The 19559-nt window shown below is 40.9% G+C and carries 18 protein-coding genes and 1 pseudogene; 12 read left to right on the top strand and 7 right to left on the bottom strand.

Annotated features, from left to right (window positions below):
- Positions 1 to 12 precede the first annotated feature (12 nt).
- Positions 13 to 567 (bottom strand): cytochrome b, encoded by a 555-nt coding sequence (locus tag JR005_RS13670; RefSeq protein WP_004989731.1) that lies wholly within the window; start codon positions 565 to 567, stop codon positions 13 to 15.
- A 226-nt stretch (positions 568 to 793) separates the two neighbouring features.
- Here JR005_RS13670 and JR005_RS13665 point away from each other — a divergent pair, with 226 nt between their 5' ends.
- Positions 794 to 1183 (top strand): hypothetical protein, encoded by a 390-nt coding sequence (locus tag JR005_RS13665; protein ID WP_034698779.1) that lies wholly within the window; start codon positions 794 to 796, stop codon positions 1181 to 1183.
- A 6-nt stretch (positions 1184 to 1189) separates the two neighbouring features.
- On the top strand, positions 1190 to 1762 hold the full coding sequence (rnhB, locus tag JR005_RS13660; RefSeq protein WP_034698776.1) for a ribonuclease HII: 573 nt from the start codon (positions 1190 to 1192) through the stop codon (positions 1760 to 1762).
- A gap of 67 nt (positions 1763 to 1829) precedes the next feature.
- On the opposite strand, the gene csrA is transcribed toward rnhB, so the two are convergent.
- From csrA to alaS, 3 genes are all read right to left on the bottom strand, one after another.
- Positions 1830 to 2084, bottom strand: coding sequence for a carbon storage regulator CsrA (gene csrA / locus JR005_RS13655; protein WP_004989721.1), 255 nt, complete (start codon positions 2082 to 2084; stop codon positions 1830 to 1832).
- 247 nt (positions 2085 to 2331) lie between these two features.
- Positions 2332 to 3612 (bottom strand): aspartate kinase, encoded by a 1281-nt coding sequence (locus JR005_RS13650; protein ID WP_004998416.1) that lies wholly within the window; start codon positions 3610 to 3612, stop codon positions 2332 to 2334.
- Between the two features lie 66 nt (positions 3613 to 3678).
- Positions 3679 to 6315 (bottom strand): alanine--tRNA ligase, encoded by a 2637-nt coding sequence (gene alaS, locus JR005_RS13645; RefSeq protein ID WP_034698770.1) that lies wholly within the window; start codon positions 6313 to 6315, stop codon positions 3679 to 3681.
- A gap of 422 nt (positions 6316 to 6737) precedes the next feature.
- Between alaS and JR005_RS13640 the strand changes: the two genes are divergently transcribed.
- From JR005_RS13640 to JR005_RS13615, 6 genes are all read left to right on the top strand, one after another.
- A complete protein-coding gene (locus JR005_RS13640; RefSeq protein WP_004989713.1) occupies positions 6738 to 7760 on the top strand; it encodes a type I glyceraldehyde-3-phosphate dehydrogenase in 1023 nt (340 codons plus the stop codon).
- A 230-nt stretch (positions 7761 to 7990) separates the two neighbouring features.
- Complete coding sequence (locus JR005_RS13635) at positions 7991 to 8332, top strand: hypothetical protein (protein WP_004989711.1); 342 nt, start codon at positions 7991 to 7993, stop codon at positions 8330 to 8332.
- A gap of 152 nt (positions 8333 to 8484) precedes the next feature.
- The gene (locus JR005_RS13630) at positions 8485 to 9651 is read left to right on the top strand and encodes an ATP phosphoribosyltransferase regulatory subunit (protein ID WP_004989709.1); all 1167 of its coding nucleotides are present in this window, start codon (positions 8485 to 8487) and stop codon (positions 9649 to 9651) included.
- A 69-nt stretch (positions 9652 to 9720) separates the two neighbouring features.
- Positions 9721 to 11040 (top strand): adenylosuccinate synthase, encoded by a 1320-nt coding sequence (locus JR005_RS13625; protein WP_218665289.1) that lies wholly within the window; start codon positions 9721 to 9723, stop codon positions 11038 to 11040.
- Between the two features lie 94 nt (positions 11041 to 11134).
- Positions 11135 to 11446, top strand: coding sequence for a hypothetical protein (locus JR005_RS13620; RefSeq protein ID WP_005003779.1), 312 nt, complete (start codon positions 11135 to 11137; stop codon positions 11444 to 11446).
- A 107-nt stretch (positions 11447 to 11553) separates the two neighbouring features.
- Entirely contained in the window at positions 11554 to 12336 is a 783-nt protein-coding gene (locus tag JR005_RS13615; protein ID WP_049175598.1) for a M48 family metallopeptidase, read from the top strand.
- A gap of 57 nt (positions 12337 to 12393) precedes the next feature.
- On the opposite strand, the gene JR005_RS13610 is transcribed toward JR005_RS13615, so the two are convergent.
- Together JR005_RS13610 and crp are read right to left on the bottom strand one after the other, a co-directional pair.
- Positions 12394 to 13440, bottom strand: a complete 1047-nt coding sequence (locus tag JR005_RS13610) for an NADP(H)-dependent aldo-keto reductase (protein ID WP_218665288.1) — start codon at positions 13438 to 13440, stop codon at positions 12394 to 12396.
- A 148-nt stretch (positions 13441 to 13588) separates the two neighbouring features.
- On the bottom strand, positions 13589 to 14296 hold the full coding sequence (gene crp, locus JR005_RS13605) for a cAMP-activated global transcriptional regulator CRP (RefSeq protein WP_218665287.1): 708 nt from the start codon (positions 14294 to 14296) through the stop codon (positions 13589 to 13591).
- 149 nt (positions 14297 to 14445) lie between these two features.
- Between crp and JR005_RS13600 the strand changes: the two genes are divergently transcribed.
- Entirely contained in the window at positions 14446 to 14868 is a 423-nt protein-coding gene (locus JR005_RS13600; RefSeq protein WP_004989689.1) for an OsmC family protein, read from the top strand.
- Positions 14869 to 14962: 94 nt separating this feature from the next.
- The gene (locus tag JR005_RS13595; RefSeq protein WP_010588778.1) at positions 14963 to 15397 is read left to right on the top strand and encodes a GNAT family N-acetyltransferase; all 435 of its coding nucleotides are present in this window, start codon (positions 14963 to 14965) and stop codon (positions 15395 to 15397) included.
- Position 15398: 1 nt separating this feature from the next.
- On the opposite strand, the gene JR005_RS13590 is transcribed toward JR005_RS13595, so the two are convergent.
- On the bottom strand, positions 15399 to 16202 hold the full coding sequence (locus tag JR005_RS13590; protein WP_218665286.1) for a peptidoglycan DD-metalloendopeptidase family protein: 804 nt from the start codon (positions 16200 to 16202) through the stop codon (positions 15399 to 15401).
- Between the two features lie 309 nt (positions 16203 to 16511).
- Here JR005_RS13590 and clpB point away from each other — a divergent pair, with 309 nt between their 5' ends.
- Entirely contained in the window at positions 16512 to 19091 is a 2580-nt protein-coding gene (gene clpB, locus JR005_RS13585) for an ATP-dependent chaperone ClpB (protein ID WP_004989684.1), read from the top strand.
- 184 nt (positions 19092 to 19275) lie between these two features.
- Positions 19276 to 19559: pseudogene (locus tag JR005_RS15055) on the top strand (hypothetical protein); the annotation flags it as partial.

Raw genomic sequence — 19559 nt, 5'->3', positions numbered from 1 at the left:
CTGTTTGAGGGATTATTTGGGTTGTCTGGTCATACTGATCAACACATGATCTTTGTCAATAAAATGATGTTTAAGTGCTGCCAAAATGTGTCCAACGACAAGAAGCCCTGCAAACCATGACAGATAAATATGCATCGGTTTCACGATCGCCATCACTTCAGGATTTTCACCAATCAGTTGAGGGATATTAAACAGGTAAAGCACAGGTGCAGGGTGTCCAGCACTCCAGCTAAACAAGCAGCCAGTAATGGGTAACGCCAATAAAATAAAATATAGGGCTAAATGACCTGCATGTGCCAGTTTTTTCATCAAAGGGGACATGCTGTCTGGAAGTTGTGGCACAGGATGGGTGTACCGCCAAAAAAGTCGAATCATGACAAGGAAAATAATGGTCGTTGCAATATTCTTGTGAAGAGTAATGACATCACCTTTAAAGCTGCCGTCAGTTTCATAGCTTAAAAAATTACCACTATAAAAACCAATGATCCACGCCGTAATAAAGATAATAGCCATAATCCAGTGTAAATATTGTGCCGTTCTGGTGTAGTACTGGCTAGAGTTAGACATGAAATGATGCCCTTTTACAATTGCGAATTATCACGCGAGAATAGACGAGAAGACACCTTGGAAAAATGGGGCTACTGTAACGAAGCGTTTTTTTAATGAAACGATCAAAACCGCCATACATATTAAGCTAGTGGTGATTGATTTAATTTAGCGCTTTTCTACAAATTAGTTATTTCATCGTAAGCAGGCTTTAGGCAAAATAGCTAAAACTTTTTTGGAAACAGCGATGAAAAAATCACTATTTGGTTTGACTGCATTTGTCTTGCTTTTAACAGGTTGTGCAACAGATGGTTCGATGAACACAGCGACAAATACTACTGAGCAATTAGGCATGACTGCCTTGAAAATTGCGGTAAATAACAAATGTATGAATGAAATCAATACTATTCCTGCTTGGCAAACTGCTTCTAAACTGATGACCGCTGATCAAAAACAGGATATTCAAACTGAAATTTGTGGCTGTGTCAGTGAAAAAGCACCTTATAGCGTTACTGCTGCTGATTTGGCAAATGCCACCTTTGATCCAAATGCTCGAGCTGCAATGGTAGGTCAAGTGGTGTCGAAAACGGTAACCGCCTGTGTAAATGAAACGTTCCAACAAACTTTGACGAAATAAATCATTATGATGATTGCTGGTGTAGATGAAGCAGGCCGAGGGCCGTTAGTGGGGTCGGTAGTCGCTGCGGCGGTTATTCTAGATCCGAATAACCCGATTCAGGGCTTAAATGATTCTAAAAAACTGACTGAAAAAAAACGTGAAAAACTGTTTGTTGAGATACAGGAAAAAGCGCTGGCTTGGTCAATTGCGGAAGCAACGCATACTGAAATTGATGAACTCAATATTTTACAGGCGACTTTTCTGGCGATGAATCGCGCTGTAAATAACTTGAAAATTCAACCAAGTAAAGTGATTGTGGATGGTAATCAAATTCCAAAAGGAATGAGCATCAGTTGTGAGGCGATTGTCGGAGGTGACGCAAGCCATGCTGAAATTAGTGCGGCCAGTATTTTAGCCAAAGTTGCGCGAGATCGACAAATGAAGGCACTGGATGAGAAATATCCTGTCTTTGGTTTTGCCAAACATAAGGGATATCCTACCAAAGCTCATTTTGAAGCCATCACCAGTCATGGGGTGATCGATGAACATCGTCGTAGCTATGCACCTGTAAAGAAAGCACTCGCACTGGATGTTTGATCATCTAGGCTATAGAAATATTTAAAGCGGCTTGTAAGCCGCTTTAATCATCAACAACAATATATTCTTAACGATTAAAATTGTTTTGAGAGAAATTATCATCTTCAAATGAAGGCTGATAGTCTTGATCAAGATGTTGAAGGTGTTCATGCATGGCACGTTCGTGTTGAATACGTTGGTAGATTTCTTCACGGTGCACAGATACTTCTTTTGGTGCATTCACACCAATACGAACCTGATTACCTTTAACGCCAAGCACAGTTACACTGACTTGATCCCCAATCATTAATGTTTCTCCGACACGACGGGTCAGAATCAGCATGTTTATCTCCTTGCTAAAACGCTAAACCTGCGATAGTGGTTTAAGAAACCGAAATTACAACCTCAGAATTAGAGAAATAATTAACAGAATCAATAAAAAAGATGTTGTATTTAATGATGCTGCTTAATTTTTCTAAATACATAGGTGCTAATATAACAGAGCCACTATAGAAAAAACTACAGTGGCTCTATTTTTTTGACACAAATTGTTGAAAAGTGATCTATTTCACAATTTGTTTGATCAAAGTTTATGCACGTGCACTACTTTCACCATGTTCACGATCCAGACCAAATGCGGTATGTAGCGTACGAACTGCAAGTTCCAAATAGTTTTCTTCAATCAAGACTGAAATTTTGATTTCTGAAGTTGAAATCATCAAAATATTGATACTTTCGTCTGCAAGAGCGATAAACATTTTACTTGCAACACCCGCATGAGAACGCATACCCACACCGACGATTGATACTTTGACGATATCATCACGTGTTGCAACTTCACGCGCGCCAATATTTGCAGCGGTTTCTTTCAGAATTTTTTCAGCTTTGGCAAGATCACCACGATTGACAGTAAATGTGAAATCAGTCGTACCATCTTCTTCGACATTTTGGATGATCATATCGACTTCAATATTAGCAGCACTGATTGGAGCCAAAATTTTAGCAGCAACACCTGGCTCATTAGCTACACCTAAAATGGTCAGCTTAGCTTCATCACGGTTAAATGCGATACCTGAGATAATCGGTTGTTCCATATCGTCTTCTGCCTCAGTGGTAATTAAAGTACCTACGTTTTGTTTAAAGTCTTCATCAAATGCACCGTCGTCGTCATTATCAAAACTAGACAAGACACGCAGTGGTACTTGATATTTACCTGCAAATTCAACTGAACGAATCTGAAGGACTTTAGAGCCTAAAGAGGCCATTTCCAGCATTTCTTCAAAAGAAATACGATCCACTTTTTTGGCTTTTGGTGCAACACGTGGGTCAGTGGTATAAACACCATCCACATCGGTATAAATCTGGCATTCATCTGCTTTTAAGGCTGCAGCAAGCGCAACACCCGTGGTGTCAGAACCACCACGACCTAATGTCGTGGTATTACCTTCATCATCGACACCCTGAAAGCCTGCGACAACCAATACACGACCGACATCAAGATCGGCCGTCATGACATCAGTATCAATCGCTTCAATACGTGCCTTGTTATACGCGCTGTCAGTTCTAATTCCAACCTGACGACCTGTATAGGATTTAGCTTCTACACCAATTGAATTAAGTGCCATTGCTAACATGGAAATCGTCACCTGTTCACCTGTAGACACCATTTGGTCTAATTCACGCGGATCAGGTGTTTCGGTAATGGCCTTGGCAAGTGCAAGTAAGCGGTTGGTTTCACCACTCATTGCAGAAACCACCACTACAACCTTGTGGCCGTGATCATGCCAACGCTTCACACGACGAGCAACATTTAAAATGCGCTCAGGAGTCCCCATTGAGGTCCCGCCATATTTCTGTACGATTAATGCCATAGTTGTTCCATATAAGCCATGACTCTGAGAGGCTTAATTCAGAGTCAGTTACACAAAAGTGAAGTCTTAGTACTGTTCAAGCCAGACAGGGAGAGCTGTCATAACTTGTTCAAACTTCTCGTTTAGTGGCGCGCCACCTTGTGCTAAGTCAGGTTTACCACCACCTTTACCGCCAAGTTCGGCTGCAAGATGTTTAATGATATCGCCTGCTTTTAGATGAGCTGTGTATTGTTTTGCGACAGATGAAATCAGACTGACTTTGTCATCTTCTACACCTGCCAATACAATCACGGCATCCTCTAATTTTGATTTTACACTGTCGTGTAGGTTGCGAAGTGATTTCGCGTCCATGTTGTGAACAGTGGTGATCAGGGTAGAACGACCTGCAACGGTTTGAACTTGGCTTAAAAGTTCAGCCGCCTGAAAGTTTGCTAACTTTTGGTTAAGCTGTTCAATTTGCTTTTGCAACGCTGAGGTATGTTCTACCGCAGCCTGAACACGTTCTACTGTTTGATCTTTTTGTGCTTTTAATAAGCTATTAATCTGTTGAATATCGGTATCTACTTTTTGCACGATTTCAAGCGCTTTGGTGCCTGTGACTGCTTCGATACGACGGATACCCGCCGCAACACCGCCTTCAGACGTAATTTTGAATAGACCAATATCGCCCGTGCGTTGTACATGAATACCACCGCAAAGTTCAATCGAGAAGTTACGCTCGTCAATGACTGAACCCATGGAAAGTACGCGAACTTCATCGCCATACTTTTCACCAAATAACATCATGGCGCCTTTGGCTTTGGCAGATTCAATATCGAGTAGTTCAACGCCAACAGCTGTATTGGCAATCACTTCACGATTCACTAATTGTTCCACTTGCTGTAATTGCTCAAAAGTCACGGGTTGGTCATTGGCAAAGTCAAAACGTAAAATGTCGCTGGCAACCAATGAACCTTTTTGTTGAACATGTGTGCCTAAAATTTGACGAAGTGCAGCATGTAAAAGGTGGGTAGCGGAGTGGTTACGCGCAGTTGCAGCACGAATGTCTGCTTTAACGGTCGCTTCAACCTGTTGAGAGGCTTTTAAGCTACCCATGGTGACGATACCCTGATGCACAAATGCACCACCAGATTTTTTGGTATCTTGAACTTCAAAAATCCCTGTCTCGTTTTTGAATAGACCCGTATCGCCAATCTGACCACCGCTTTCTGCGTAGAAAGGGGTTTGATTTAAAACGATTAAGGCTTCATCACCTTCAACAACTTCGTCAACTTGCTCGCCATCTTTATAAATAGCCACAATCTGACCTTGACCTGCGGTTGCATTGTAGCCATCAAATTGTGTTTCGCCTTCCACTTTAACAATGCTGTTGTAGTCGACTGCAAATTTACCTGCATCACGTGCACGGCGACGCTGTGCTTCCATTTCACGTTCAAAACCGACTTCATCGATTTCCAGATCACGTTCACGGGCAATATCCGCGGTTAAATCGGTTGGGAAACCATAAGTGTCATACAGTTTAAATACCGTTTCGCCCGCAATCACTTTGCCAGTAAGTTGCGCAAGTTCACCTTCGAGAAGTTTTAAGCCTTGCTCAAGGGTTTTGGCAAATTGTTCTTCTTCTTTAATTAAAGTCGCTTCAATGCGTGCCTGATCATGTTTAAGTTCAGGGTAAGCTTCACCCATGACATCAATTAAAGGCTGAAGCATTTTATAGAAGAACGTACCTGTTGCACCAAGTTTATTACCATGACGTACTGCACGGCGAATGATACGGCGCAACACATAGCCACGACCTTCATTAGACGGATTAACACCATCAGCAATCAGGAAACAGCAAGAACGGGCATGATCTGCAACAACACGTAGTGACGGTTGACCTTGATCTTGAACGCCAAGAATTTCACAGGCAGATTTGATCAGATGCTGGAATAGATCAATGTCATAGTTTGAATTGACATGTTGCAATACCGCACTAATACGTTCCAAGCCCATACCCGTATCGACCGATGGAGCTGGAAGTGGGTGCAATACGCCATCCGCAGTCCGGTTAAACTGCATGAAAACGTTATTCCAGATTTCGATAAAACGGTCGCCATCTTCTTCAGGCGTACCGGGTAAACCACCCCAGATATGATCGCCATGATCAAAGAAAATTTCAGAACAAGGGCCACATGGTCCAGTATCACCCATTGCCCAGAAGTTATCAGATGCGTATTTTTCGCCTTTATTATCGCCAATGCGAATGATGCGTTCAGGCGCTAAACCAATTTCTTTATTCCAGATGTCATAAGCTTCATCATCGGTATGATAAACCGTGACATAAAGTTTATCTTTCGGTAAGCCTAACCATTGTTCGCTGGTTAAAAAGTCCCATGCAAATTTAAGTGCATTTTCTTTGAAGTAATCACCAAAAGAGAAATTACCGAGCATTTCAAAGAAAGTATGGTGACGGGCAGTATAACCGACATTATCCAGATCGTTATGTTTACCGCCTGCACGCACACATTTTTGTGATGAAACAGCGCGCACATAATCGCGTTTTTCCAGACCTAAAAAGCAATCTTTAAACTGGTTCATGCCGGCATTAGTAAACAGCAACGTTGGATCGTTGGCGGGTACAAGTGAACTCGACGCGACACGTGTGTGGCCTTGCGATTCAAAATAACGCAAAAAAGCTTCACGAATTTCAGCAGATGTCATAAAACGAGTACTCACGACCAAGTCACTCCATAAATTCAAATAGGCTATATGCAGACAGTGCATCGTTTAAACAAAAACGATGAAGGATGAATGCGTGGCGTAGATTTCAAAAGCGCCAAATTATAACGGAAAAACCCTGTTCAACCAATGATTTTACCGAGAAATGATGACAATTCTATGCAAACGTTTGATCGAGAATTGTCAGCGTATGTGATCAAAAAAGCAGTAAATTTCCAGAATGCCTATATTTGTTAAGGCAATTCAGCTTAATTCACAAATCATAGGGAAACCAAATGATCGTTAATGATGATTTCTGATTGGTTAAAAAATAACAAACTCGTCTAAACTCTCGATTCAATTGTATCATCGTGATAATCAATGTTTTAACATAGAGTCTGATCGCTTATATAAAAGGATAAATCATGCAACGTATTGCCATTAATGGGTTTGGTCGAATTGGCCGAAATGTGTTACGTGCATGGTTTGAAAATCCAAAACGATTTCATTTTGATATCGTGGCGATTAATGACATCGCTGATGTCGAGACATTGGTGCATTTATTTAAATATGACACGACGCATGGTCGTTTTCACGGTGAGGTTGCGATCAAGATCGAAGATGAGAAAATCTTCTTGCATATACAGGCATTTGGTCGTGAATTAAAGCTACAGATGTTTCGTGAAGAGGCGCCTGAAAATTTACCATGGAAAACTTTAGAAGTAGATGTTGTCCTTGAGTGCACTGGACTATTTCGTTCACACGCCGATGCAATTCGACATTTAGGGGCAGGCGCTAAACGCGTCATTATTGGTGCTGCACCCTTTGATCAGGTGGATGCCGCGATTGTCTACGGAATCAATCAATCAGAAGTCAAAGCTACAGATCGTATTATTTCCAGTGTCTCATGTACCACGCAAGCGTTAGTACCTTTAGTCAAAATTATTGATGATGCCTTTGGGATAGAAACTGCGCTGATGACTGAAATTCATGCAGTGACTGCTGATCAGTCGGTACTCGATCATGCACATCGTGATTTACGTCGCGCTCGCGCATCGGGACAAAACATTATTCCGACCACATCAAGTGCTTTAAATGCGCTGAAAAGAGTGATGCCTAAAATGGAAAGTAGAATTGATGGTTATTCGATTCGAGTGCCAACGATCAATGTCGCTGCAATTGATCTCAGTTTTGTGTCGCAAAATCCAGTCAATGTGCATCATTTAAATGAAGTATTAATAAAAGCGGCAAAAAATGACTATGCCGAAATTATGTCTGTGACAGATGAAGCACTTGTTTCAAGTGATTTTAATCATTCACCTTATTCATTGATTGTCGATTTAACTCAAACTATGGTCGTGGGTCGCCAAGCAAAAGTTTTTGCGTGGTATGACAATGAGTGGGGCTATGCCAACCGATTGCTGGATTTGTGTGAATCATTTCATTAAGCTAAGTTGAATGTGTTGCTTTTTATATTTCAAAACTTAAAGCTTCTATGATTTAAATTAAATCTAAATCAACATGGATACTTTTGAGATATCTTTAATAGACTTCTTTTTATAAGTGTATAAGTGCCTTTTATTTCTCCCTATGGGGGGAAATAAAAAAAGGTTTAAACAATGATGAAAGAAGGCTAATCAACATAATTTGAATAACGCAAGAAATTCAGGGGAAAACAATGCTTATCTGGCTATTTATTATTATTTTAATGATCGCGGTTCTAATTTTAATTGTTTTGCAATTTCGCAAAGAGCAAAATTCACTCACTGACGAAACTCAGAATCGCAAGCTTGAAGAAAAAGTGGTGATGCTAGAAAGTAATTTGAAAAAGACTTTGGAAATTATGCAGGATCTTGCAAAAAGTGTTCAGGTTGATCGAGAATTGCTCAATCAAACTGTGCAAAAATCGAAACTTTTAGAGTTGCAGAATGCAGAACTAATTGCTCTGATCACTCAATATGTGGGGCATGCAGAAGATTTTAAGCGCCTCAATGAGTCTGAGAAAGATGACCTGAAATAATCATCAAATCAAAAGCCAAGCTATAAATTTAATTTTCCTAAAATTCTCAGGTGCATGGCAACTACGAACGTGTTAGACTTGGAGAAATCGGGTGTGTTCCCGATTTTTTTATGCGGATTGATTCCGCCTTGAGCAAATTTTAGGTTTGAAACATGCCGATTTCAGAGACATGGTTGTTACCTGATGGGGTAGCAGATGTATTACCAGAACAAGCGCAAGTCGTAGAAACTTTGCGTCGACATGCACTCGATTTTCTTGCATCTCGTGGTTATCAGTTGGTGTATACACCATTTATCGAATACATCGAATCGTTGTCTTTATTATCTGAATCAAATCATGATTTGGATTTAGTCACCTTTAAAGTGATAGATCAACTTTCTGGGCGCTTATTGGGTGTCCGCGCAGATATGACCCCTCAAGTTGCTCGTATTGACGCTCATGTTCGTTCTATCGAAGGTGTAGCGCGCTACTGTTATGCGGGTACAGTTCTTCATACCAAACCACAAAATTTTAATTCTTCTCGTGCACCTTTGCAGTTGGGGGCGGAGCTTTATGGTCATGACAGCATCGAAGCTGATGTTGAAATGATTGATGTGATGTTGGGTTTAATTCAACAAGCCAAAGCTTTAGACGGTGTTCATCTGGATTTGGGACATGTAGGCTTGTTCCGCAGTTTGGTAGAACGCGCTGGGTTAAATAAACAGACGGAACAAGATTTATCTGATCTGTATCAACGCAAAGCACTTCCAGAGTTAGAAGAATTTACCCAAGATTTAGCTTTTGGATCAGACTTTTATGCCCTTGGGCGCTATGCCAGTGATCTTGATGCACTTGAGCGCCATTTAAGTGATGAAGTGCTGAATGACGTTGCCTTCCAAGACGCGTTAAATGCACTTAAATCCACACTGATCCAAATTCAGTCACGCTGGCCAGCACTACAAATCGGTATCGATGTGGTCGAACTTCGTAGTTATCACTACCATACTGGTCTAATGTATGCGGTTTATGCTCCTAATCGTGCTGCACCACTGGCACAGGGTGGTCGTTATGATGGCATTGGTGAACATTTTGGTCGTGCGCGTCCAGCAACAGGGTTTAGTTGTGACTTGTACGCGCTTTGTGCAGGGCAATTTAAACAGATTGAAACGATTGTCGCACCAAATGGTCAGGATCAAAGTTTGTTAGAAGCCATAGCAGTCGCTCGCCAACAGGGTTTGGCTGTGATTCAGTTATTAGGCGAAGATGACTTAAGCTCAGTTCCTTATGCAACGCATCAGTTGCGACATGTAAACGGTACATGGCAGATCGAAAAGATTTAAGGGTTTATTTGTCAGACATGCACAGCAAATAAACGTTCAATTTTAACAGCATGATGTAATGAGGCTATTATGGGCAAAAATGTTGTGGTACTTGGTACCCAATGGGGCGACGAAGGTAAAGGTAAGATCGTCGACCTGCTCACAGATCAAGCGGCAGCTGTGGTTCGCTATCAAGGTGGGCACAATGCAGGTCATACTCTTGTCGTAGGTGGAAAGAAAACTGTTTTACACCTCATTCCATCAGGTATTTTACGTGATAACGTACTGTGCTTAATTGGTAATGGCGTGGTGCTTTCTCCAGCTGCTCTCATTGAAGAAATGGATATTTTGGAAAAAGAAGGCGTTCCAGTTAAAGAGCGTTTACGTATTTCTCCAAACTGTCCTTTGATTTTGCCAAACCATATTGCACTGGATCAGGCGCGTGAAAAGAAACGCGGCAATGCCAAAATTGGTACGACTGGTCGTGGTATTGGTCCAGCGTATGAAGATAAAGTGGCTCGTCGTGCTGTGCGTGTTGCAGACTTGGTGCGTGGTGGTGCAGCACTTGAAGAAAAACTTCAGGAAATGCTTGAGCTACATAACTTCCAATTGACTCAATTCTACGGTGTCGAAGCTGTTAAGTTTGAAGATGTATTGGCACTTTGTAATCAATGGCGTGAAGTTTTAGCACCATTAATTATCGATGTAACTCAAGTTTTGCATGACTATCGTAAAGATGATAAAGCGATCATGTTTGAAGGTGCGCAAGGTTCATTGCTTGACATCGATCATGGGACTTATCCGTATGTCACCAGCTCAAATACCACTGCGGGTGGCGTGAGTTCGGGTTCTGGTATGGGGCCATTGCATTTGGATTATGTTTTAGGAATCACAAAAGCATATACCACACGTGTCGGTGCAGGTCCGTTCCCAACTGAATTGCACTATGATGCTGCGACTGATACAGGTGATGCGATTGGTCGTCATTTGGGTACTGTTGGCCATGAGTTTGGTGCTTCAACGGGTCGTCAACGTCGTTGCGGTTGGTTTGATGCTGAAATTCTACGTCGTTCAGTCGATGTAAACTCACTTTCAGGGATTTGCTTGACTAAACTTGATGTACTAGATGGTTTGGAAGAAGTCAAAATTTGTGTCGGTTATGAAAATACTGATTCTGGTTGTATTGGTTCATCAGACGCAGTTTCATTTGAAAGTTTAAAACCGATTTATGAAACCATGCCAGGTTGGACAGATTCAACAGTAGGTTTGACCAGTGTTGATCAACTTCCTGCAAATGCATTGGCCTATGTAAAACGTATTGAACAACTAATCGAATGCCCAATTGATATTATTTCAACGGGCCCAGATCGTGCTGAAACAATTGTGCTACGCCACCCATTTTCTGCATAAACACGTTCTTACGACTAAAGAGAGCACCTAAGTAGGTGCTTTTCTTTTATGATAAAACTGATTTTTTATATAAAAATGGGAAAATAACGTCGGCATGAAGCTACAACCACATATTGCACAAACGATTTTTTATTCGCTGTTATTTGCAATTGGCGGTGCGCCCACGATTGCCATGTGGATTATTTCTTTACAGACCAATGATCCAAACCTATTTATGGCAGCTTTTATGGGCTTAACTGTGATTATTGCTTGTGTTATTTTGCCTGTGATTTTATTACAAAATGCTTATTTGCTTTTTAAGCGAAACGATTTAAATCTTGAAGATAAAATTAAGCCACTATTGAGATTTTATTTTATTGTGAATGTGATTTGTTTAATTTCATGGATTTTATTTATTTTTCGATAGAATTACATAAATCTAATGATATTCATCTCATTTATTTCAAACATTTATCTATAATGCACGTCAAAACAGCAAGTTAAATAGTTTTGTCTTGTAAGGAGATGCTTTTAATGAATAAAAAAATAGTATTTAGTTTTTTAACCGCTACGATGATGACACTTGGCGGTTGTGCGACCTTTGCGGATATGGCAGGTGCAGACTCTGCAACCCTGAATGCGACAGCAGCACAGGGCTTCAGTAAAATGACAACTGAAGCGCGACAAAAGGGTCAGCTGGATACTTCTTCGATTACTTATCGTCGTATCAATACGGTGATGCAACGTCTAGTTCCTTATGCAAACCAGATGAATCAAACGGGTCAGCCATTTCAATGGCAACTGGCAGTGTTGAAGTCAGATACAGTCAATGCTTATGTCGCGCCTGGTGGTAAAGTAGTGTTTTATACAGGTATTGTGAATAAACTGAACCTTACGGATGCTGAGATTGCAGCGGTAATGGGGCATGAAATGACACATGCGCTGGAAGAACATTCAAAAAGTAAAATTGGCGCTGAAGCTCTGACTGGTTTAGCACTCAATATCGGTAAAGCTTATGCAGGGGATAGCATTGGTCAGCTAGGCTCGGCTGCACTTGATTTGGGAAGTCAGGTCGGGGTGGGTTTGCCTTATTCGCGTAATCTTGAAAGCCGTGCAGATTTTGGTGGATTAATGCTAATGGCAAAAGCGGGATATAATCCTCAAGCTGCGATTAGTCTATGGGAAAAAATGAACAAACTTGATGGTGCAGGCGCAGGACCATCATTCTTGTCAACACATCCATCAAATGCACAGCGAATTAATGATATGCGTAAAAATTTACCCGCAGCGATGGCTGTTTATAATAATCGCCGTTAATTTTATTCAATGTCAGAATCAGAAAATAGGATGCCATCAGGCATCCTATTTTTATGCTTAAGGTGCAGGATTAGGTTGTTGGGTATGAATCTCTTCAATCCCTTTTAACATTGTTTCATCCAACGTAATGTCGAAAGCTTGAATATTTTCTTTTAACTGATCCACACTGGTAGCACCAATGATCGTACTGCTTACAAAGAACTGCTGTTTGATAAATGCCAGTGCCATTTGGGTCAAGCTGAGACCATGTTTTTCAGCCAATTGAGCATATTGCTCGGTTGCCCATTCACTTTGAGGATTACTGTAGCGGGTAAAACGCGAAAATAAAGTCACACGAGCGTTCGCAGGACGAGCGCCATGACGGAATTTGCCAGTTAAGTAACCAAAGGCCAATGGCGAATAGGCAAGGAGTCCAACGCTTTCAAATTTGGCAATTTCAGACATACCAATTTCATAGGTACGGTTTAATAGGCTATACGGGTTTTGCACACTCACAAATTTGCTGACACCCAGTTTTTCAGCAAGCTGTAGAAATTTCATGGTTCCCCACGGTGTTTCATTGGATAGACCAATATGACGAATACGCCCACGTTCAATTTCTTTTTGCAGAGCCAACAATGTGTGTTGCATCGCTTCAATTTCATAGTGTGTTGCAGCTTCAGCATTTGCAAAGCCTAAACCGCCAAAGAAATTGGTATGACGCTCTGGCCAGTGGAGTTGATATAGATCAATATAGTCAGTCTGTAAACGCTTTAACGAACCGTCCAGTGCTTGTTCGATATGCTTGCCAAATTGGGTATGACCTTCACGAATATGGCTGCCACCGAAACCAGGTCCTGCAATTTTGGATGCTAGAAACACTTTTTCACGTTGAGCGTGTTGTGCAAACCAGTTCCCAATAATAGTTTCGGTCGCCCCATAGGTTTCAGGTTTGGGTGGAACAGAGTACATCTCTGCGGTATCCCAGAAATATAAGCCATTTTCCAGTGCATAATTTAATTGATCAAAAGCTTCGGGCTGGGAGTTCTGTTCTCCAAAGGTCATGGTGCCTAAACAAATTTCAGGCACTTGAATGCCTGAATCACCCAATGCATGATATTGCATAACCTGATCCTTAACTTCCATTGAAAATTGACATTTTTGAACTTAAATGATTTGCTTTAAGTTGTATGTATGTTTTTGTATCTTAGATATTTTTCATAAAAAAAAGCAAACGATAAAGTTTGCTTTTCTTATTAGATAAAACGAAATTCTATTCTTCGTCATCAAAATCAGTATCATCCAGAGACTTCTCTTCTAATGATGCATCAAAAATGAGAATCGCTTTACCATCGGTTTCAATCATGCCTTGTTCTTCAAGCGTTTTAAGAACACGACCGACCATTTCGCGTGAACAACCAACGATACGTCCAATTTCCTGACGCGTAATACGGATTTGACGACCGTTCGGTAAAATCATGGCTTCTGGTTGAGCTGATAAATCGATGAGACAACGCGCAATACGACCAGAAACATCAATAAATGCTAAATCTGTGACTTTACGGGTCGTATTTTTCAGACGACGTATCAATTGGGCAAATACCGCGTAGCTTAAATCTGGATATTGCTTACTAAGTTCGTGGAAATTGTCATATGAAATTTCGGCAATTTCACAGACATCACGTGTACGAACTTCTGCTGTACGCTGTGGATTTGATTCAAAGAGACCCATTTCCCCAAAAAAGTCCCCAGGATTTAAATAAGCAACTACGATTTCACGTTCATCATCTTCACGTAAAATAATTGAAACGGAGCCTTTCAAAATCAAATAAAGCGATTTTGATTCGGTACCTGCGTCAACAATCGTCGTGCGTTTTGGATAGCGATTAATATGAGCACGTTTTAAAAGCGCCTTGACTGACTCTGGTAGTTGACCTGGAGATAAAGCATCGGTGCTGAGTTGTGAAAAGTTTGACGTCATGCTTAAGTTTTCCGATTAGGATATATAAAAAAGATCGCACAAGACCTAAATGAGCGTATTCACACACAAGAGATGAAATTCCTTATCAACTCATTTTATGCTAGTGTACAAGAACTATGTAAATTTATAATTTTTTTTGGGTAGTTGCAATGCAAACAAGTGTTCATTGGCTAGAGAATGTTGCTTTTGAAGCGAAATCTGAAAGTGGTCATCAAGTCGTGATGGATGGCTCTGCCGAATATGGTGGTGAAAACCGTGGCCCACGTCCGATGGAACTGATTTTAATGGGACTTGGTGGGTGTGCTTCATTTGATATTGTGACCATTTTAAAGAAAGCACGTCAAGATGTGACCAATGTCGTATGTGAGTTAAAAGCAGATCGTGCTGATGCAATTCCAGCGGTATTTACCGACATCCATTTGCACTTTGTAGTGACTGGAAAAGCAGTGAAAGAAAAACAGGTGGCAAAAGCAGTTGAGCTTTCCGCAGAAAAATACTGTTCGGCCAGTAAAATGCTGTCGGATGGTGGAGTCAATATTACGCATGATTTTGAAATTATTGAGGCTGAATAAGTTTAGTTTGAAAATAATTTGATGAGATCTGTAAGGTTAAGGCTGACAAACTGTCAGCTTTTTCTTTTAGATAGCATAAAAAGATAAAGAAGGAATGACTGTGGTGCAAATACGTGAAGCAAAACTAGAAGATGCCCAAGCATTACAATCTCTACTGGATCAATTAGGTTATGTTCAATCGATTGATTTCATTTCACAAAAAATCAAGGCATTTATGCATGATCCTCATCAATATATTTTTGTTGCTCAAATTGAGGCTGAGGTTGCTGGTTTTTTGTCTTTGAGTATTATTCCACAAATCGCGACAGAAGGAGATTTTGCACGAGTCGCGTATCTCTGCGTACATGAACCATTTCGAGGACAGAAAATTGGTCAGGCATTGTTAGCCTCTGCCGAAGAGATTGCACGACAGCGTGGCTGTGATCGGATGGAATTACATTCAAGCGATCATCGAAAACTGGCGCATCAGTTTTATCTAGCTCAAGGCTATGACGATGCGCCAAAATATTTTCGGAAGTTCTTGGATTGAATTAAGGCTTTAAAAACAATTGCGGATCTACTCGTGCATTATTCAAGCTCATTCCCCAATGTAAATGTGGCCCAGTCACTCGTCCCGTTTTACCCACCAAGCCTAAAACTTCACCTTGATGAATCTGCTGACCTTGCTTCACTTCTATTTTACTTAAATGACAAAACATGCTGATTAACCCTTGTCCATGATCAATCAGCACAGTTTTTCCATTAAAAAAATAATCGCCTGTTCGCACGACCATACCGTCGGTAGGAGCAATAACTTTTTGTCTTATGGGTGCAGGAATATCCAACCCTGAATGGGGTGCGCGTTCTTCACCATTAAAAAAACGTTTGCGCCCAAAAGAATTGCTAAATTTACCTGAAGTAGGTGCTATAAAGTGAGGCATCGACTGCCATGAACTTGCTGTAAATGAACTATAGATGTCATTTTGTTGTTTGGCTTCTTGAGCATAACGTGCGAGTTGCGCCTCTGACGGATCTACATAATCCTGATTTTGGACCTTAATCCGTTGTTCAGCATACGCGTAAGGCTTTATTTCAATTTGAATCGGTTGGGCATTTGTATCGACTGTTAAAGTGCCGATTGGCGTATTTAATGGAATCCCTAGAATGGCATAACGTTGGGTATTTTCATTGCTAATCAGAATATTTTGCTGATTAAAGCGAACACTTTTAATCTCTTGACCAAGTGGAATAACCGCGATCCCACCAGGACGACGTGAGTCTTGTGGTAACTCAGCATAGAGAGATTGTAAGGAGAGCAAAGATAAGCCTAGCATAAAACAGCTTTTTTTAAGCATAAGAAAATATCAGCAATAATTTTTTAGATTTTTATCAGATTATTTTGAAAAATTCTGCTGCTTTGCTGTGAATAACTGAATTTGTTAGGCTGATGAAATGGATATGTATCTAAGAATTAACAAAAACAGCATACAGACTTACTTGAAAATCTTGCCTAAAGAACCCATATTATAACTGAGTTATATATTATTTAATATTAATATAAGCTTATGAAAAATATAATGAAATTTTATAAAACTTATTTGAAATTTATAAAAGAGTTCCCATGTATTAAGCAAGTAACAAATTGATGATGAGGAATAACAATAATGCGTTTTGAAAAATTTACCAATCGCTTACAGCAAGCCCTGTCAGATGCGCAATCGTTAGCCACTGGTAAAGACCATACTTCTATTGATGGCATTCATATTCTTGCGGTTTTACTTGAAGAGCCATCCAATTTAAGCCTGTTGCAGCAATCAGGTGCAAGATTGCCTGAGTTAAAGAAAAAGCTGGAACAGGCGATTCAGGATGCGCCAACCATTGCCAATCCTACAGGTGACGTCAATCTGAATCCAGAAGCTGTGAAGGTTTTGAATCTGGCAGATCGTCATGCACAAAAAGCAGGTGATGAGTTTTTATCAACAGATTGGGTACTGCTGGCACTTACTGAAACTGGTAGTACCAAAAGTTTATTAAACAGCGTAGGTGTAACGACTGATGCACTACGCAAAGTGATTGAATCTATTCGAGGCGACGATAAAGTCATGAGCAATAATCACGAAGATCAACGTGACTCATTAAATAAATATACTATTGATTTAACCGAACGTGCTTTGGCAGGCAAACTTGACCCTGTGATTGGGCGTGATGATGAAATTCGTCGCACCATTCAGGTCTTGTCACGTCGTACCAAAAATAACCCCGTGTTGATTGGTGAGCCAGGGGTAGGTAAAACCGCCATTGTTGAGGGTTTGGCACAGCGTATCGTCAATGGTGAAGTGCCAGAAAGCCTGAAAAATAAACGGGTTTTATCGCTGGATTTAGGTTCATTGCTTGCAGGGGCAAAATATCGTGGTGAATTTGAAGAGCGTTTAAAAGCGGTACTTAATGATCTGGCCAAACAAGATGGGAATGTCATTTTATTTATTGATGAATTGCATACGTTAGTTGGCGCAGGCAAAACCGATGGCGCGATGGATGCGGGCAATATGCTGAAACCTGCTTTAGCGCGGGGTGAACTGCGTTGCGTCGGTGCAACGACACTAGATGAGTATCGCCAATACATCGAAAAAGATGCTGCTCTTGAACGCCGTTTCCAAAAAGTTTTGGTCGATGAACCAAGTGTTGAAGATACCATTGCGATTTTACGCGGTTTAAAAGAGAAATATGCCGCACATCATGGTGTACAAATTCTTGACTCCGCAATTATTGCAGCGGCAAAAATGTCACATCGTTATATCACAGATCGTCAGCTACCTGACAAAGCCATCGATTTGATTGATGAAGCGGCATCGCGTATTAAAATGGAGATCGACTCTAAACCAGAAGCTTTAGATCGTTTGGAACGTCGTATTATCCAGTTGAAAATGCAGCTTGAAGCGGTAAAACGTGATGAAGATGCAGGCAGTAAAGCTGAAATCAATCATCTTGAAGAACAGATTTCAATCATTGAAAAAGAATACAATGATATGGAAGAGATCTGGAAAGCCGAAAAAACCTTGGTTGAAGGTGATAAAAAGGCACAGATTGAACTTGATCAGGCGCGTATTGCGTTCGATAAAGCACAACGTGAAGGTGATTTGGCAGAAGCTGCACGTTTGCAATATGGCGTCATTCCTGAGTTGCAAAAACGTCTTGAACAAGCTGAAGTTGCTGAAGAAAACGAAGAGCCAAAACTGATTCGTACCAAAGTAACGGAAAATGAAATCGCTGAGGTGGTCAGTGCTGCAACGGGTATTCCTGTGGCGAAAATGCTGCAAGGTGAACGTGAAAAACTTCTGCATATGGAAGAGTTTTTACATAACCGTGTTGTCGGGCAGGATGAAGCTGTCGTCGCGGTCTCGAATGCTGTTCGACGTTCACGAGCTGGATTATCTGATCCGAATCGACCAAGTGGTTCATTCCTATTCCTTGGGCCAACAGGTGTGGGTAAAACAGAGTTGACCAAAGCTTTGGCGAATTTCCTGTTTGATAGTGATGATGCCATGATTCGTATCGATATGAGCGAATTTATGGAGAAACATTCGGTGAGTCGTTTGGTAGGTGCACCTCCAGGTTATGTCGGCTATGAAGAAGGTGGTGTATTGACGGAAGCTGTACGTCGTAAACCGTATAGCGTGGTATTGTTTGATGAAGTCGAAAAAGCGCATCCAGATGTGTTTAATATCTTGCTACAAGTCTTGGATGATGGGCGTTTGACCGATTCACAAGGCCGCGTGATCGACTTTAAAAATACGGTCATTGTGATGACATCGAACCTTGGTTCGCAAGATGTGCGTGAGCTAGGGGAAGGTGCAACTGACGATGAAGTGCGGGCTGTGGTGATGTCGGCTGTGAGCCAGCATTTCCGTCCAGAATTTATCAACCGTATTGATGAGTTGGTGGTATTCCACTCTCTGAAAAAATCACAAATCCGTGGTATTGCCGATATTCAACTTGATCGTTTGCGCTCACGTTTGGCAGATCGTGAAATTGGATTGACCGTGGATGATACTGCTTTTGATCTCTTGATTGATGCAGGTTTTGATCCTGTTTATGGTGCGCGTCCGTTGAAACGTGCAATTCAGCAACAGGTTGAAAATCCACTTGCTCAAAAAATTCTGGCTGGAGAATTTCAAGCTGGAGATAATATCATTATCAAAGGTGATCATGGGCATCTCGTGTTTGATAAATTAAAACTGAGTTAATTTCTGACTAAATGTGAAGCTTTATAAAGAGGATGTAGTCAATACATCCTCTTTTTTTACATCTTGATAGATGGATAACCGACAGATTATCGGGAAGTTCTGTCTAAGCATTGCAGATTAAATCAAATCTTGTTAGCGTGAAATTAAATAAGAAGAACTGAGTAAATAAAGGAAGAATCACGTGATGGAACGTCAAGGAACTGCATTCTATATAATGATTGTTTTGTTAGGAGGTTTGGGGGGCTCAGGCTATACAATTTCTGCGACACCTTTAAATGAAAATGTCTTGAGAAATGAAAGCGATTCACTCGAACGTGTAACACCACCTGTAGTAAAGGCAGTTGAACAAGACGCAAAAAAACCAGTATCTGAGCAAAAAAATCTAAACCAGAATATTGCCAAAAAACATACCAAACAATTGACTCAGGATAATCTTGATGCGAGTGTTCTTTCTGAGTATGAAGAACA

This window comes from Acinetobacter sp. Colony158, assembly GCF_019264745.1.
In the GTDB taxonomy this organism is placed as follows: Bacteria; Pseudomonadota; Gammaproteobacteria; order Pseudomonadales; family Moraxellaceae; genus Acinetobacter; species Acinetobacter ursingii.
Note: the sequence above shows the minus strand (reverse complement) of the source record. Positions and strands in the feature narration are given on the sequence as shown.